We start from the raw sequence: 14,716 nt of genomic DNA, 5'->3' as shown, positions 1-14,716 counted from the left end.
CCTCAGGGTGAATACCAGTTACCCCGGCTGGATATCGCCATGAAGACCACCTCTTCCACCCTGCTGCTTGTCTGCCTAGTGTCGCTCGGTACCGCCGCTCAAGACGCGCCCGAGCGCTCTGATCTGGACCTCGCGCAGCGGCAGATCACGTCCATCCAACTGTTGGCCGACCGCGCAAGTAGTAGCTCAGTCGATGCCGCAGGGGCCCGCTATCGATTCGATTACTCGAGGCTCGCTGCGGACCTCAAGCGTATGCGTCGAGGCATCCACGAGTACCTTTCGCCTTCCCGCGCGCAACCAACTGACCTGGTCGAGCTCACCGGTGACTACCGCGCTGAAGCGCCTCACTTGAGACCCTCCGATGAACATGACTAACGCCCAACTCAGCGCGTTCTCGGCCGTTGCCGGATTTACTCCGCAGCTCTGCTCGGTGCTGTGGCGCTCATCAGTGCTGGTGCTGGCGCTGCTCTGGTGCGCCTGGACGTTGTGGACCGGCTACCGCGGCTGGGCGGCCGGCAACCTCAATTTTGGTGCGCTCGGCGGTAGCACGCTGCGCCTGGCCCTCGCCCTGATCGTGCTGATGTTTTTCATGCTGTCGTAACCAGGAGACCTCGCCATGAACCTCTCCCTTCGTTGCCATCGCCCGCTCGCTCTGTTGCGGGAGTCCTGTTCCCGAGTCCTATTCGGTATTCTGGTGCTGCTGAGTTCGACGCTGGCTTGGGCTGACCTGCCGACCATGGAGGCACCCTCTCGCGGCGAAGGCTCTGGGTTGATCGACACCATCAAAAACTACGCCTACGATGGCGGCATCCTACTCGGCCTGTTGATCGCCACCCTCGCCTTCCTCGGTGTGGCCTGGCATTCGCTCACCGTCTACGCCGACGTGCAAAATCAGCGCAAGACTTGGAAGGACCTCGGCGCCGTGGTCGGAGTAGGCGCGCTGCTGGTGGTAGTGATCCTGTGGTTTCTCACCAAAGCCGCGACGATCCTGTGAGGTCACCATGTCCGACACCCCTGCCACCCTGCCTGACGGTACGTTGACCTTCCTCCCAGAGCGCCTCAATCGTGACCCGGCCGTTCTCCGTGGGCTCACCAACGACGAGATGTGGGTCGCGCTGATCATCGGCGCTGGGCTAGGTGTGATTCTCGGCGCGCCGCTGGCCGTGGCCACCGTCTCCATCGCGACCCTCCCCACCTGCATGTTCATCTGCATGGCGCTGGTGTTGCTGGGAGGCGGCAAGCTGATGCGCCGAGCCAAGCGCGCCCGCCCGGAAACCTGGTTGTACCGACGCCTACAGTGGCACCTGGCGGTGCACTGGGGCATCGGTACCCACCAGCTAATCCTGCATTCGGGGCCCTGGACCGTCCGCCGTACTCGTCGGCATGCGAGGGCCACCCCATGAGCCGCTTCCGCAACAAGGTGGATGCGCAACAGGCGCATATCTTCAGCCTGCGCCTGGCCGTTTCGATCTTGGCACTGCTGTGCTGCGGACTGTGGTATGGCTGGCAGTCCGCGCCCTCCGAGCTGACCATCCATGTGCCGCCCGATCTACGTTCCGGCAGCACACGTAAATGGTGGGATGTACCGCCAGAAAACATCTACGCCTTCGCGCTGTACATCTTCGGCCAGCTCAACCGCTGGCCCACCGACGGCGAGGTCGATTATCACCGCGCCATTTTTGCCCTGCAGCCCTACCTGACACCGGCGTGCAAAACCTTCTTCGACGGCGACTTCGAGTACCGCAAGGCTGCCGGCGAACTGCGCGGCCGGGTGCGCGGCGTATACGAGGTGCTGGGCCGCGGCTACAGCGACGACCCCGACCTGCGGGTGAAGCAGCTGGATAAGCACAGCTGGCTGGTCAAGCTCGACCTCAACGCCGACGAGTACTACGCCGCCGAGCCGGTGAAGCGCGTGGTCGTGCGCTACCCGCTGCGCGTGGTGCGCTTCGACGTCGACCCCGAGCACAACAAGTGGGGCTTGGCCCTGGACTGCTACGAAGGCACGCCGCAGAAGCTGACGCTGCCTGGAGGTGGGGGATGATGCGAGTCTTGATCATGATGCTGGCGGTAGCCGCAGGCTGGTGTTCTGCAGTCGGTGCGGTCGAGGTCAAATACTGGGACCGCCTGCCGCTGGCCGTTCCACTAGCGGTGGGCCAGGAGCGCGTCCTGATGCTGGATGAGGACGTGCGCGTGGGAGTGCCGGGTGCGATCGCCAGTAATCTTCGTGTGCAGTCCGTCGGTGGCACAGTGTACTTGCGTGCTGCTGAAGCCCTTCCCCCTACCCGGCTGCAGCTGCAGTCGGTGAAGTCAGGCGACATCATCCTGATCGACATCGAGGCGCTTGAGGGCAAAGAGGTGCTGGAGCCGGTTAAGATCGTGGCCCAGGCTCCGGCATCGGACATGGAAACTGCTAAGGATGCAGCACCTGCAGCGACACCGGTACCGGTGGTACTCACCCGCTATGCGGCGCAAAACCTCTATGCGCCGCTGCGTACCGTGGCGCCACTGCCCGGCGTGCGGCGGGTGCCGCTGAGCGACTCCGCCGCGTTCAGCATGTTGCTGCCGACCGAGCGGGTTTCGATCAAGGCCCTCGCGGCTTGGCGGCTGGGCGACTACTGGGTAACGGCGGTAAAGATCGTGAATCGCGGTCCTGGCAAGGTGGTGCTGGACCCGCGCCACCTGCAGGCCACGCTGTTCGCCGCAACCTTCCAGCACGCGGACTTAGGTATCACCGGCACACCTGAAGATACCACCGTGGCGTACCTCGTCACCCGTGGCGGCGATCTAAAGCACGCGCTGCTGTTGCCCCCGCCAAAACCGGAGGCTGCCGATCATGAAAGCTAACGGCCTGCTGAAATGGTGTGTGCCTGCGGTCTTGCTGGGCATCGTGCTGATCATCATCAAGTCCTGGGTGACCACCCCGGATGGCCAGCCCACTCACGATCCGGAGAATGCCACGCTCAGCGCGGAACAGGCCAAGGCCCTGGGCATCGCCGGCGACACCCCGCGCGATACCGTTGCCACGCTGATCGGCCAGGTCAAAGCGATGCGCAGCGAGATGCAGACGCTGAAGAAAGGCAACGATGCGCTGCAGACTGAAAACAGCCGGCTGCGCACACGCGAAGGCAACATCGACACGCGCATCCAGAGCACGCTGAGTAGTGTCACCCAACAGGTCACCGAGCAGCGCCAGCAGGCCAACGATGCCCGGCAGAAGGCCGAGCAGCAGCACCGCGAGACCCAGGGGCTGCTCTCCAGACTCAAGGACCAGCTCACCGGCAAGCCAGCCGCAAAGTCGGATGTACCTGCGGGCTTCGGTCTTGAGCCGGGCGACGAGCAGCAGTTTGCCGGTGCTCAGGCACCCGCAGATGCGATGCAGTGGATCGAACCGTCGAATGCACGCGCCGGACAAGAGGACATCGGCAAAGCCGACGGGCCGCTGTCGTCGCTGACAGCCAAGTTCAAGGACTTGCACGGCCTGGACAACAACGCCATCGACCGTGGCCAGGACCGCTTGCGCGCCGTCGCCAAAGGCGAACGTGACATGGAGAACGTTCAGGACCGTACCGAAGGTGCCCGGCCCGTCTACACCATCCCCGAGAATTCGACGCTGATGGGCTCGATCGCCATGACAGCACTGATTGGCCGGGTGCCGGTGGACGGCACAGTGAACGATCCCTATCCGTTCAAGGTGCTGGTGGGGCCGGATAACCTCACTGCCAACGGCATCGAGCTGCCGAACGTGGTTGGCGCGGTCATGAGCGGCACCGCCGCCGGTGACTGGACGCTGTCCTGCGTGCGTGGTCAGGTCGAGTCGATCACCTTTGTCTTCGGCGACGGCACCGTTCGCACGGTGCCGCAGCCACAGAAAGTCGTCAGCCGCAATCGCAGCAGCACCCAGACCTCGGACACCGAGAAGATCCGCGGCGGCCTGGGCTACATCTCCGACCCCTACGGTGTTCCCTGCATTTCCGGCGAGCGCCGCTCCAACGCCCAGCAATACCTGGGCAGCCAGAGCTTGATCACTGCAGCCGGCGCCGGCTTCGCCGCAGCCTTGGGCAGCGAGCAGACCAACACCTCGTTCATCAATTCGGCCAGCGGTAGCCTGGGTTTGACCCAGAACAGCGGCAACAGCGCGCTGAACTCGGTGATCAGCGGGGGCATTGGCGACATCCGTGAGTGGATCAACAAGCTCTACGGCGAAGCCTTCGCCGCTATCTACGTGCCCCCTGGGGCCAAGGTGGCTCTACACCTGGACCACGAAATCAGCATCGACTACGAACCCAAAGGCCGGAGAGTGAACCATGAAAGCCCATCCGTCTCGGTACTGGATCTGGATTAGCCTGCTGCTCGGCCTGCACCTGGCCGGTTGCTCCACCAGCAAGGAGGAAATGCTGCCCCATGGCGATCACACCATGCTGGATATCTGGAACGGCGGTGGCTCGGTCGGTACTCAGCAACAGCTGCTGGAGGCGCGTGGGGAACTGCGTCGCCCGGTGCTGGGTCCCGAGCGCCTGATCAACGACCAAAGCGCCTATACGCGCACGGCGGCCAACGAAATCCGTGCCCAGTTTCCGCGTCTGCCTAACCCAGACCTAGTCATGTACGTCTACCCGCACCTGGCCGGTACCCAACAGACGCCGGTGCCTGGCTACTCCACCGTATTCCCGTTGCACGAGAAGGTCCAGTACGCGCTGCCCGGCGAGCGCCTGGATGATCTGTGATGGACGATGACGCGAGTAGCAATCCGTCCCGCTGGAAGCCCTGGCGCGCGGCGCAGCGTCGGCGCGCCACGCTGACCGACGAGGCTGCCCAGTATGCGCACAACCCCAGCTTCGCCGACCACCTGCCCTGGGTCGAATACCTCGAGGATGAGCAGTGCTTTCTGCTCGACGACAACCGCTCTGTGGGCGCCGTGTTCGAGCTGCAGCCGATCGGGACTGAGGGGCGTGAACCCGAATGGTTGATGGCCGCTCGCGATGCGCTGGAAGATGCGCTGCAGGACAGCCTCGACGAGCTCGATCAGGCGCCCTGGGTGGTGCAGTTCTTCTGCCAGGACGACAGTGACTTTGCCCCGTACCTTGAAGGCCTGGAGCGCTACATCGCGCCGCGCGCACGAGGTACGCCGTTCACCGAGGCCTTTCTCGCGTCGATGCAGCGTCATCTCGACGCCGTCAGCAAACCGGGCGGGCTGTTCGACGACCATGTGGTGTCCCACCTACCCTGGCGCGGCAGCAATCGGCGGATTCGCCTGGTGGTCTACCGCTGGCTCGGGGAGCAGGCCGACGAGGATGGGCAGAGTCCAGCCCAACTGTTGAGCCGCACCTGCGATCGTCTAGTGGCCTCGCTGCAGGTCTGCGGGGTCAGCCCTCGACGGCTGACCGGGCGCGATTTCTACGCCTGGTTGCTGCCCTGGTTTAATCCCGCTCCTGCCCTCACTGGCGAATCCCCTGCCGCGTTCTATCGGCGCGTGCCCTACCCGGAGGTGGATGACGGCGAGGATCTCCCACTGCCGTTCGACCACGATTTCGCCGAGCGGCTGTTCTTCCAAGAACCGCGCTCCGATAGTGAGCAGGGTCTGTGGTACTTCGATCAGCAGCCCCACGCGGTGATGGTGGTCGACAAGCTGCGCAGGCCACCGCATATCGGCCAACTGACCGGCGAAACGCGCAAGGGCGAGGCCTTGAATGCCTTGTTCGATCAGTTGCCCGAGCAGGCGGTGATGAGCCTGACCTTGGTGATAACGCCCCAGGATGTGCTCGAGGAGCAGCTCAATCGACTGGCGCGCAAAGCCATCGGCGAGAACCTCGCCTCGACCCAGACCCGCCAGGACGTGGAAGAGGCCCGCGCGCTGATTGGCCGCCAACACAAACTGTACCGCGGCACGTTGGCGCTGTACCTGCGCGGTGCCGATGAACAGCAGCTGCGCCAGCGTTCGGTCCAGGCTGCCAACGTACTACTCGGCGCCGGCCTGCAGCCGGTACGCGAGGGTGATGAAGTGGCCGCCTGCAACAGCTATCTGCGCTGGTTGCCGATGGTCTACAACCCCGCGCGGGACACACGCAATTGGTACACCCGACTGCTGTTTGCCCAGCACGTCGCCAACCTACTTCCCCTCTGGGGCCGCAGCATCGGTACAGGCAACCCGGGCATCACCTTTTTCAACCGTGGTGGCGCACCGCTGTCGTTCGATCCGCTGTCACGCTTCGACCGCTCGATGAATGGCCACCTGCTGTTGTTCGGCCCGACCGGCGCCGGCAAGTCGGCAACCCTGGTCTCGATCCTCATGCAGGTCATGGCCGTGTACCGGCCACGACTGTTTATCGTCGAAGCGGGCAACTCTTTTGGCCTGCAGGGCGACTATTTCGCCACTCTCGGGTTAACCGTCAACAAGGTTCAGCTCAAACCAGGCAGTGATGTGAGCCTGGCACCGTTCGCCCATGCCCGGCGCCTGATCGACCATCCGGACCAAGTCGCCAGCTTGTCGACCGAAGACTTGGATGAGGCCGCGCCGGACAGTGACGAGCAGCGCGATGTGCTGGGCGAGCTGGAGATCACCGCGCGACTGATGATCACCGGCGGCGAAGCCAAGGAAGAGGCGCGCCTGACCCGGGCGGACCGCAGCCTGATCCGCGAGTGCATCCTTGATGCCGCCCGCCACTGCGCGACGACTGAGCAGCAAGTGCTGACCCGGCATGTCCGCGACGCCCTGCGTAAGGTCGCCAGCGACACCCACCTGCCTGACAAACGCCGCGAGCGCGCGCAGGAGATGGCCGAGTCGATCGACCTGTTCTGCCAGGGTTTCGAAGGTGCCTTGTTCGACCGGCCCGGCACACCTTGGCCGGAGAGCGACGTGACGATCGTCGACCTCGCCACCTATGCCCGTGAGGGTTACGAGGCGCAGATGTCGATCAGCTACATCAGCCTGATGAACACGGTAAACAACATCGCTGAGCGCGACCAGTACCTCGGCCGCCCGATCATCATGGTCACCGACGAAGGCCACATCATCACCAAGAATCCGCTGCTGGCACCCTTTGTGGTCAAGGGAACGAAGATGTGGCGCAAGCTCGGCGCCTGGTTCTGGCTGGCAACGCAGAATATGGCCGACTTGCCCGATGCGGCGGAGACCATGCTCAACATGATCGAGTGGTGGATCTGCTTGAACATGCCACCAGCGGAGATCGAGGAGATCGCCCGCTTCAAAAAACTCACGCCGGCGCAGAAGGCGCTGCTGCTCTCCGCGAGTAAGGCCTCGGGCAAATACACCGAAGGCGTGGTCCTGTCGAAAAATCTGGAGACACTGTTCCGCGCGGTACCACCGAGCCTATACCTCGCACTGGCCATGACCGAGCCCGAGGAAAAAGCCCAGCGTTGGCGATTGATGGAAGAGCACCAGCAGTCCGAGCTGGAAGCCGCCCTGCAGGTCGCGGCGGAGATTGATCGTCTGCGCGGCATCTCGTGAACGACACCGTCAGGGCTATCCGAGCCGTTCTGCTCAGTAAAAATCGGAAAGAGTACATTTGTACTCCACTGGCAGTTTGCTCATCTCGCGCCGCTAAATCTAGCCCCGACGAAACCGATCACCCCGGACTCGGTTTGTCCGCCCTCCTCCAGCACCGGATCCGGGATGCTGAAACTTGGCGCACGGACGCACACCGCTGCCACCTGCCGAGCGTTGCCCATGAACGTCACCGCCTTCACCCGAAGCAAAGCGCCGAAACCCAGAACGGTTCGCCGTGGCCGTGCCTTCACCGCAGCAACTCTACTGATCGCCGCCGAGCAGTGCCTGGCATTGACCACGCCTACCATTATCGCCTCCGTCACTTCACCGCAGTGCCTGGAGTATCGGGTCGTCGGCATCTGCTACTGGCTGCTCTGCACACCGTTCGGCTGCACGGTGCGGACTTCACCGAAGATCCGTCACTTCATTCCCGAGTTGGTGGTATCGAGCTATGCCGACACCGGGGCCAATCCCTGGAGCGAGATGGCCGCGCTGTCGATGCCGACGCCGGCGTCGCAAGGGGGTGGCAACCTGATCACGCCTTCGCCGCAGCGCGATAACCTGCCCAGGTTCAAGAATGTTGACGGCATTGGCCATCCCGGCGGGGCAGCCCTCACAGCTCTCGCGCATACATTCGGTTATGCGTGCCCAAGCGGAGCCGTACCGTTTGCGCCCTACTACCTCAGCACGCTCGACCCGTTGGCGTGGCGCCAGGCGATCCCCGAGTCCGTCTACCCACAGGCACTGGTCCCGGGGATGCGCGAGATCGGCGACCAGGCACTCGGAGACATGTGGGGCAGCGTGTATCCGCGACACGGCTTTCTGGTGCAGCCTGATGATTTCAAGGCGGCTGCCGTGATGGCCCAGCGCGCCAGCGACTTCATTACCCGCGTCGGCCAGCCGCACGTTTATCTGCCGCTGCAGCCGATGCCAGCTCCCGGCTATTGGCCGCCGCAGCCGGTGATGGAGAACAACGTCAACAACCACCGCTGGCAATTACTCACTCCGGTGATCCAGAACACCTGCGCCATCTTCCCCAGCCCAACGATCCAGAGCGCCGACGGCGCCTATGCCTGGTCGCTGTGGCGGCCCTACCGCTGCTGCCAGCGCATGGGCCAGACGTTCCTGTTCAGCATCGACTTTGATGGAGGCTAGTGATGAATAACCTCGCGCTCGGGTTGGTGTGCTTCCTTGTGTGTGCCGCAGGCCATGCCGCAGAGAACGGCTACCACCTCAGTGACCAGGCACCGGTCTTGGACGACCGCGTGATGTACACCATCGGTGGCGGCTCAGCAGCCGGTGCGCCCTCCTCGCTCTACCGTCCCAATGGCCTCGGCGTGGGCATGTCCTGGCGCGCCAACATGATGTGCGGAAACATGAACCTCTCGAACACCCTGCAAAACCAACTCAATGGCGCCACCCAGGGCTTCCAGCAGATCATGGGCAATGTCATCCAGAACGCCACGCAGGCGGTCATGTCGCTGCCGGCAATGATCATCCAGCGCGCCAATCCGGGGCTGTATGAGCTGCTGAGCAATGGCGTGCTTCAGGGGCGCATCGACTTCGATCGTTCCAAGCTCACCTGCCAGGCGATGGCGGCAAAAATGGCCGACAAGGTCGACCAGGCCGGATGGGGTGCGCTGGCGCAGAACCAGGAGATGCAGCACAACCTTGAGCAGTCCGGCGGCGATGCCGTCATGGCGGTGAAGGATACCGAGTCGAACAACGGCAACAACGGCGTCAGCTGGGTCGGTGGGCAGAAAGCTGGCGGCAACGGCCAGCAACCCATCCGGGTGACATCGGACGTGGTCAAGGCCGGCTACAACCTGCTGCACAACCGGGCCGTCGAGGACACCTCCGCCGTCGGGTCGGCTTGCCAGAATGGTGCCATCTGCCAAGCCTGGTCGAGCTCCGAGGAGGCCTCGGAATGGGCGACACGGGTGCTCGGTGAAACCGAGGTGGAAACCTGCGATGACTGCGAGACGCTGCGCGTCACCGCCGGTATGGGCCTGTCGCCGCTGATCCAGGAAACCTACACGGAACACCTGGAAGGCCTGCAACGCATGGTCTCGGGCGCCGACCAGCCTACCTCAGAGAACCTCAGCAAGGTCTCCAGCCCCTTGCTGCAGGTCTCGCGCGGCGTTATCGAGGGGCTGCGCGATGACCCCGACCAAAACTTGCTGGCCCGGCGCCTGGCCAGTGAGACCGCGCTGTCCAGCGTGATCTACAAGGCGATGCTGCTACAGCGCACGCTATTCGCCGGCAGCCACGAACCGAACGTGGCGTCGGCGCAGCCCGCCACCACCGCCCTCAACAGCAACGTCGAAACCTTGGAACGGGAGATCCGCCTGCTGCAAACCGAGCTGCAGGTACGCCAGTCGCTGGCCACCAATACCGCCAGCCTGGTCCTCGATCGCCACGCCGGAGGCGCCGACGCCTCACGCAGCATTGATCAGCGCGACCCAGTACCGGATCGACTGCGTCGGGCTGAACAGGAAAGGAGCAAGCCATGATGCCGATTTCTGTGAGGTCCATGATCGCCCACGTGCTGCTGATCCTCGGCACCATGCTGATCATGTTGCTGATTGCCTGGATGGCACTACAACTGCCCGCCGCCCAACTGGATTGGCTCGCACCAACGCGGGCAACTGCCACCTACTTCACGTGGTGGCGCGTCCTGCTGTACACCCTGATCTTCACCGGTTGGACCGCAGCGTTGCGCATGCGGCCTGCGCCTGTGGACCAGCAACGGCTAAAGCGTCTGGGATTGATTGGCTTCAGCTCGATCATCCTGGTCGAACTGTCTCGCGTGTGAGGTGCAGCCATGAACATGAGCACCAACAGCTACCTCGAGTACTACCTGTCGCTGCTGGCCTGGATCATCAACAACGGCATCTGGAACACGCTGGCGGACACCGGGCTGTTCGCCGCCCCTTTCGGTGCGATCATCCTGCAGGAATGGCTGTCGGCCCGCCAACAGGGGGCCGACGAAGGCAACAAGGGCCTGCTGTCGATCCCTCGCGTCGAGAACCGGCTGTGGATGAGCTACGTGGTCATTCTGTTCGGCTGCATGCCGTTCTTCCCGTTGAGCCTTTCATCCGTGACCTTCGACGATGCCGCGAGCCAGCGCTGTGGTGTATCCATGGCTAGGCCCGCCGACACGGCTTGGGCCACGACCTTCAACACCATCGGCGAGAAGTCAGCGAACGTGCCGGTGTGGTGGTTTCTCGTGCATGCCATGAGCAAAGGCATCACCGCCGCAGCGACCGCGTCGATTCCCTGCGCACCCGATATCCGTGCAATGCGCATGGAGATCGACAGTTCGCGGATCAACGACCAGGTACTGCTGCAGGAAGTCGCCGACTTCACGCGGGACTGCTACGGCTTTTCGCGCTCGCGGCTGTTTACCAATCGCCCCGAGCTGGACGAGTCGCAAAGCTACGATGCGTCCTGGATAGGCTCGACCTACCTGCTCAACACGCCGGGCTACTACGATACCGACCGATCGCGAATGCCCCGAGTGGATTGGCCATACGACGAGACGCGGGATACCTCCCTGCCCCGGCTCGACAACGGCGCCGGCTACCCCACCTGCAAGCAGTGGTGGGGCGACGGCACGATCGGACTGCGTTATCGTTTGGTGGCCGCGATTGATCCATCGCTGCTATCGCAACTGCGCGGCTGGCTGACGGGGCACACCTCTGCGGAGGTCGAAGACGCCACCTTGCGCGAGCTGGTGAGCCCACGGCAGCAGTCATTGAGCATGGCGCCTGGGCAGGTGTTCCAGGACTACGGCAGCAGCGCCCGCGGCGGTTCGCTGACGCAAGGGCTGAACAACCTAGCCACCAACACCGGCCTGGCCCTGGGCTCATTCAGCAACTTCCCGGCAATGAATGCGCTACGCGCGGCATTGCCGATGGTCCAGGCTTTTCTGATCATGGGCACGATCATCAGTCTGCCGCTGGTGCTGCTGATCAGTACTTACCAGCTCAAGGCGCTCATGACGATCACGTTCGCGCTGTTCACCCTGCACATGCTCACCTTCTGGTGGGAGCTCGCACGCTGGATCGACTCGAGCATGCTGGAAACGCTGTACAACCAGGTATCGGCCACAGACCAGGCGCTGTTGTCGTTGCCGACAGCAGGCTTCATGGACGGGACAGTTACCGCGCAGGTGATCGAATACGTCATGGGCGCAATGTTTTTGGTACTACCGATGTTTTTTCTCGGCGCGATGAGCTGGGCGGGTTACAACGTTGGCAGCAACGTTCAAAGCTTGCTAACTCAAGGCGCAGAAAGCGCCAAACTCCAAGCAGGAAAAGGATCGTCCCAAATCGTTGGAGGCGCCCAAAAGCTCAAGTAATGAAAACTAACGAAGTGATCCGTGATCATCGTACATTTCAGGATACTTGAAACGATGACGAGGATGGCTTACCTCAAAGAAATCGGGCTCATTGTCGGGTGCAGAAATAGGCAGTGCCGCTATGGTCCACAAAGCAACCATTCCGATTGCTATGACCAACGCAAATGACGCAACAGCGAGCAACAGGAGCAGCTTGAAAAGCTGCAAAGCGATTTGCCGATATTTGAACGGCACTGAAGCCAATATGTTGGAGTGCAACACTGACAATTCGAGGCGGCGCACCATCCGACCAGCACCAATCGCAGCACTGATGAGATGCCTGCCGACGCCGGTCCGGCCAGAAGTCGAAGATGCTGGAGTCGACATTGGATTGCCTCCCTTACCCGTCACTGCGATCGAGACCAAGCCGCTGCTGCTAATTTGGATCCAAGCTTTAGCTTACTCCTCCGTCGCTAAATTCCATGACCGTTGATCACTTGGACAACGCGAATTATCGCCGGTGGCGCTCATTGGATAGGGAACATTGCCTCCACTGAAAAACGTCATTGACGCTATATCGGTTCGCTTGGTAAACCAATTATGCAATCGCTGGTTCTCCAGCATCCCAGGTAGCCATGACCTTTGAGGCTACGTCACGCATGTGATGGTTACCCCGAAATGCGATTCGCGTTCGGCAGCTCGCATGGTCACCGTTCCCCGGTGATGAACGCTTTCTACTCCCCCGGGTTCACTGAACCTGCGTTTTCGTTGCACCCTACTCACATCCATTCCAGTGCTGGGAACTCTCCCACACGGGATGGCGTTCCTCCGCACCCTCTGGAGGATCTCATCATGCTGCGTTTCACAGGCACTGAACTTCACGCTGTGTTGGCCGAGGCCGGTATCAATGGTTGCAGACTGATATTGGTGAAGGACCACGGTGTTTACCTCATGTCCGAAATCGGCGAAAGCAAACCGGATGGCGGTGTCCGCAAACGCGTTGCTTATGCCACCGGCTGCAACCCCAACGTCGACGACTTCGACACCTGGTGGAATCGCGCCCGCGATGAATTCGGCGGCGATGATTTTGCCGAGTACTTCGACATCGATGATCCTGTCCTCGCCAGCCTTCGCGGTACTGCGGGATCGCTAGTGGTGGAGGCCACCCCCACCCACCTGTACCTGGCCGCCGAGGTTGACCCCGCAGGCAAATCTTGAACGCACAAGCGAGCTCCACGCGCATCCAGAGCGGCACCTTAACCGTGCCTCTCTGGACGCCTCTCGCATCACGTTTCAGTCAATTGAAGAGCGCCGTTTGTCAGGAATTCAAGGCCGAAAGTCTCCCCTGGAACACCCTGGATAGAGACCTCCATTGGAGTTAGGGATCGGAGATTGACCTCACGGCCAAGCTCGGTTTAATACATGGACGTCCCCTGCTCAATGCCTTGTTCGGATTGAGCAGGTCCGCGCACGAAGCTCACTACAGGTGTCGCGGGATTAGCTACGCGGAGGTCCCAATGCCCAGGATGAAGCGCTTTTCCAACGCCGTTGTACTGAGCCCAGGCGTTTGGCAGCAATTCATTGCACCTGCCACAGGTGAGGAGCCGATCGGACAGTCAGGCCTGCGCTTGGCAGACCTGCTCAACAGCATCCTGACCTCGGCTTCGCGTACCTCACACTGCCCCATCGAGCTGCAACTCGACCGTTCGTGGAGCAACGGCACTTCAGTGCCTGCTCACCTGCCGCAGCTTCAGCTGGCTCGCATCACGCCACGCAGCGGCCCGGCTTTTCTGCTTATCCGGCTATCCGGCGAAATCGTAGTAGACATCGCCGCCCTCTGACCCTGTCAGCACCGCTACTGCCTCACTTACCCCACCGGGAACCCTTCCCGGCTGGGCAGCGTTCCCCCTACATGCCCGGAGAACGCCATGTCCGATATCTATCTGGATGTCACTAACAAGATCGTCAGCGCATTGAGCCAAGGCGTGATCCCCTGGATCAAACCCTGGACCACCACTGGTTCAAGTGCTGACTCCCCTTTTCCCATCAACGCCATCACCCGACGGCCCTACGCCGGCATCAACATTCCACTGCTGTGGGCCGAGGCGCGCCTGCGAGGTTTCAGCCAGGATCGCTGGCTGACCTTCAACCAGGCACGCAAAGCTGGTGGCCACGTACGCAAGGGCGAGCAATCCACCCTCGCGGTACTGTACAAACCGATGAGCAAGGAGGCGCATGACGAGGACGGCCAGGTCGTTCGCGATGACCAGGGCAATATCAAGATGGTGCAGTTTGCCCTCTTGCGAACGCACTGCCTGTTCAACATCGAGCAGACCGAGGGCTTGCCTGACGAGGAATCAGACCCAGCTGAGCACATCGAGCCGCCCGCGTTTATCGACCATGCCCCGGCCGAGCAACTGCTGCTAGCCAGCCGCGCGCAGATCGAGCATTGCTACGGCGATAGCGCGTTCTATCAGCCGCTGCGCGATCGCATCCAACTACCCACCAAGGCCCAGTTCGAGGACGTCGGCAGCTACTATGCGACTGCCCTGCATGAGCTGACTCACTGGTCGGGTCACCGATCGCGCCTGAACCGCGATGGCATCACCGGCGGGCACGCGTTCGGTTCCGCAGCCTATGCCTTCGAGGAACTGGTCGCGGAAATGGGTGCAGCGTTTCTCTGCGCGCTGACCGGAACCCAGGGAGAGTTGCGCCACGAGGAGTATCTAGCCTCCTGGCTGAAGATCCTCAAGGAAGACAAGCGCGCGATCTTCCGCGCCAGTGGCCAGGCCCGTGAGGCCTCGGAGTATCTACTGGCGCTGCAGGCCGATCACACCATTGAAGTGACGGAGCGACTCACGGCGTAATTT

Annotated in this window: 17 protein-coding genes; 16 read left to right on the top strand and 1 reads right to left on the bottom strand. The window is 62.3% G+C overall.

The features are described 5' to 3' along the window. The first annotated feature begins 39 nt into the window (after window positions 1-39). The 13 genes from KW568_RS09650 (at window position 40) to KW568_RS09590 (ending at window position 11,867) form a co-directional block, all read left to right on the top strand. Window positions 40-375, top strand: a complete 336-nt coding sequence (locus tag KW568_RS09650) for an RAQPRD family integrative conjugative element protein (RefSeq protein WP_004575603.1) — start codon at window positions 40-42, stop codon at window positions 373-375. After that, a complete protein-coding gene (locus tag KW568_RS09645) occupies window positions 362-601 on the top strand; it encodes a TIGR03758 family integrating conjugative element protein (RefSeq protein ID WP_004575604.1) in 240 nt (79 codons plus the stop codon). Before KW568_RS09650 ends, KW568_RS09645 begins: the two co-directional genes overlap by 14 nt. Window positions 602-616: 15 nt before the next feature. Beyond that, window positions 617-994 carry a TIGR03745 family integrating conjugative element membrane protein gene (locus tag KW568_RS09640; RefSeq protein WP_004575605.1) on the top strand — a complete coding sequence of 126 codons (378 nt, stop codon included), beginning with the start codon at window positions 617-619 and terminating at the stop codon, window positions 992-994. A gap of 7 nt (window positions 995-1,001) precedes the next feature. Beyond that, entirely contained in the window at window positions 1,002-1,403 is a 402-nt protein-coding gene (locus tag KW568_RS09635) for a TIGR03750 family conjugal transfer protein (protein WP_004575606.1), read from the top strand. Further along, window positions 1,400-2,041 (top strand): PFL_4703 family integrating conjugative element protein, encoded by a 642-nt coding sequence (locus tag KW568_RS09630; RefSeq protein ID WP_004575607.1) that lies wholly within the window; start codon window positions 1,400-1,402, stop codon window positions 2,039-2,041. Before KW568_RS09635 ends, KW568_RS09630 begins: the two co-directional genes overlap by 4 nt. After that, window positions 2,038-2,844 (top strand): TIGR03749 family integrating conjugative element protein, encoded by an 807-nt coding sequence (locus KW568_RS09625; protein ID WP_004575608.1) that lies wholly within the window; start codon window positions 2,038-2,040, stop codon window positions 2,842-2,844. The genes KW568_RS09630 and KW568_RS09625 overlap by 4 nt, the downstream gene beginning before the upstream one ends. Further along, complete coding sequence (locus KW568_RS09620; RefSeq protein ID WP_004575609.1) at window positions 2,834-4,342, top strand: TIGR03752 family integrating conjugative element protein; 1,509 nt, start codon at window positions 2,834-2,836, stop codon at window positions 4,340-4,342. Before KW568_RS09625 ends, KW568_RS09620 begins: the two co-directional genes overlap by 11 nt. Then, window positions 4,305-4,724, top strand: a complete 420-nt coding sequence (locus tag KW568_RS09615) for a TIGR03751 family conjugal transfer lipoprotein (RefSeq protein ID WP_004575610.1) — start codon at window positions 4,305-4,307, stop codon at window positions 4,722-4,724. The genes KW568_RS09620 and KW568_RS09615 overlap by 38 nt, the downstream gene beginning before the upstream one ends. Next, on the top strand, window positions 4,724-7,465 hold the full coding sequence (locus KW568_RS09610) for a conjugative transfer ATPase (RefSeq protein ID WP_004575611.1): 2,742 nt from the start codon (window positions 4,724-4,726) through the stop codon (window positions 7,463-7,465). Before KW568_RS09615 ends, KW568_RS09610 begins: the two co-directional genes overlap by 1 nt. Window positions 7,466-7,684: 219 nt before the next feature. After that, the gene (locus tag KW568_RS09605; RefSeq protein WP_004575613.1) at window positions 7,685-8,659 is read left to right on the top strand and encodes a TIGR03756 family integrating conjugative element protein; all 975 of its coding nucleotides are present in this window, start codon (window positions 7,685-7,687) and stop codon (window positions 8,657-8,659) included. A 2-nt stretch (window positions 8,660-8,661) separates the two neighbouring features. Then, window positions 8,662-10,017, top strand: coding sequence for an integrating conjugative element protein (locus tag KW568_RS09600; protein ID WP_004575614.1), 1,356 nt, complete (start codon window positions 8,662-8,664; stop codon window positions 10,015-10,017). Next, on the top strand, window positions 10,014-10,319 hold the full coding sequence (locus KW568_RS09595; protein WP_004575615.1) for a hypothetical protein: 306 nt from the start codon (window positions 10,014-10,016) through the stop codon (window positions 10,317-10,319). The genes KW568_RS09600 and KW568_RS09595 overlap by 4 nt, the downstream gene beginning before the upstream one ends. 9 nt (window positions 10,320-10,328) lie before the next feature. Then, window positions 10,329-11,867 (top strand): conjugal transfer protein TraG N-terminal domain-containing protein, encoded by a 1,539-nt coding sequence (locus KW568_RS09590; RefSeq protein ID WP_004575616.1) that lies wholly within the window; start codon window positions 10,329-10,331, stop codon window positions 11,865-11,867. Window positions 11,868-11,873: 6 nt separating this feature from the next. On the opposite strand, the gene KW568_RS09585 is transcribed toward KW568_RS09590, so the two are convergent. Further along, window positions 11,874-12,233: a hypothetical protein gene (locus KW568_RS09585; RefSeq protein ID WP_033726464.1), complete on the bottom strand. Its 360-nt coding sequence runs from the start codon at window positions 12,231-12,233 to the stop codon at window positions 11,874-11,876. 465 nt (window positions 12,234-12,698) lie between these two features. On the opposite strand from KW568_RS09585, the gene KW568_RS09580 reads away from it, so the two are divergent. From KW568_RS09580 to KW568_RS09570, 3 genes are all read left to right on the top strand, one after another. Then, the gene (locus KW568_RS09580) at window positions 12,699-13,064 is read left to right on the top strand and encodes a DUF3085 domain-containing protein (RefSeq protein WP_004575618.1); all 366 of its coding nucleotides are present in this window, start codon (window positions 12,699-12,701) and stop codon (window positions 13,062-13,064) included. A 299-nt stretch (window positions 13,065-13,363) separates the two neighbouring features. Beyond that, the gene (locus tag KW568_RS09575) at window positions 13,364-13,687 is read left to right on the top strand and encodes a hypothetical protein (RefSeq protein ID WP_231115655.1); all 324 of its coding nucleotides are present in this window, start codon (window positions 13,364-13,366) and stop codon (window positions 13,685-13,687) included. A gap of 87 nt (window positions 13,688-13,774) precedes the next feature. Further along, the gene (locus tag KW568_RS09570) at window positions 13,775-14,713 is read left to right on the top strand and encodes an ArdC family protein (protein WP_004575620.1); all 939 of its coding nucleotides are present in this window, start codon (window positions 13,775-13,777) and stop codon (window positions 14,711-14,713) included. Window positions 14,714-14,716: the final 3 nt, after the last annotated feature.

Origin of the sequence: Pseudomonas sp. HD6515, assembly GCF_024971855.1 — a bacterium.
In the GTDB taxonomy this organism is placed as follows: Bacteria; Pseudomonadota; Gammaproteobacteria; order Pseudomonadales; family Pseudomonadaceae; genus Aquipseudomonas; species Aquipseudomonas alloputida.
This window is presented reverse-complemented; position numbering and strand designations above follow the sequence as displayed.

Excerpts from the sequence above, each read along its gene's own strand:
- KW568_RS09650 (WP_004575603.1), top strand. The coding sequence starts at position 40 with ATGAAGACCACCTCTTCCACCCTGCTGCTTGTCTGCCTAGTGTCGCTC.
- KW568_RS09645 (WP_004575604.1), top strand. The coding sequence starts at position 362 with ATGAACATGACTAACGCCCAACTCAGCGCGTTCTCGGCCGTTGCCGGA.
- KW568_RS09640 (WP_004575605.1), top strand. The coding sequence starts at position 617 with ATGAACCTCTCCCTTCGTTGCCATCGCCCGCTCGCTCTGTTGCGGGAG.
- KW568_RS09635 (WP_004575606.1), top strand. The coding sequence starts at position 1,002 with ATGTCCGACACCCCTGCCACCCTGCCTGACGGTACGTTGACCTTCCTC.
- KW568_RS09630 (WP_004575607.1), top strand. The coding sequence starts at position 1,400 with ATGAGCCGCTTCCGCAACAAGGTGGATGCGCAACAGGCGCATATCTTC.
- KW568_RS09625 (WP_004575608.1), top strand. The coding sequence starts at position 2,038 with ATGATGCGAGTCTTGATCATGATGCTGGCGGTAGCCGCAGGCTGGTGT.
- KW568_RS09620 (WP_004575609.1), top strand. The coding sequence starts at position 2,834 with ATGAAAGCTAACGGCCTGCTGAAATGGTGTGTGCCTGCGGTCTTGCTG.
- KW568_RS09615 (WP_004575610.1), top strand. The coding sequence starts at position 4,305 with ATGAAAGCCCATCCGTCTCGGTACTGGATCTGGATTAGCCTGCTGCTC.
- KW568_RS09610 (WP_004575611.1), top strand. The coding sequence starts at position 4,724 with ATGGACGATGACGCGAGTAGCAATCCGTCCCGCTGGAAGCCCTGGCGC.
- KW568_RS09605 (WP_004575613.1), top strand. The coding sequence starts at position 7,685 with ATGAACGTCACCGCCTTCACCCGAAGCAAAGCGCCGAAACCCAGAACG.
- KW568_RS09600 (WP_004575614.1), top strand. The coding sequence starts at position 8,662 with ATGAATAACCTCGCGCTCGGGTTGGTGTGCTTCCTTGTGTGTGCCGCA.
- KW568_RS09595 (WP_004575615.1), top strand. The coding sequence starts at position 10,014 with ATGATGCCGATTTCTGTGAGGTCCATGATCGCCCACGTGCTGCTGATC.
- KW568_RS09590 (WP_004575616.1), top strand. The coding sequence starts at position 10,329 with ATGAACATGAGCACCAACAGCTACCTCGAGTACTACCTGTCGCTGCTG.
- KW568_RS09585 (WP_033726464.1), bottom strand. The coding sequence starts at position 12,233 with ATGTCGACTCCAGCATCTTCGACTTCTGGCCGGACCGGCGTCGGCAGG.
- KW568_RS09580 (WP_004575618.1), top strand. The coding sequence starts at position 12,699 with ATGCTGCGTTTCACAGGCACTGAACTTCACGCTGTGTTGGCCGAGGCC.
- KW568_RS09575 (WP_231115655.1), top strand. The coding sequence starts at position 13,364 with ATGCCCAGGATGAAGCGCTTTTCCAACGCCGTTGTACTGAGCCCAGGC.
- KW568_RS09570 (WP_004575620.1), top strand. The coding sequence starts at position 13,775 with ATGTCCGATATCTATCTGGATGTCACTAACAAGATCGTCAGCGCATTG.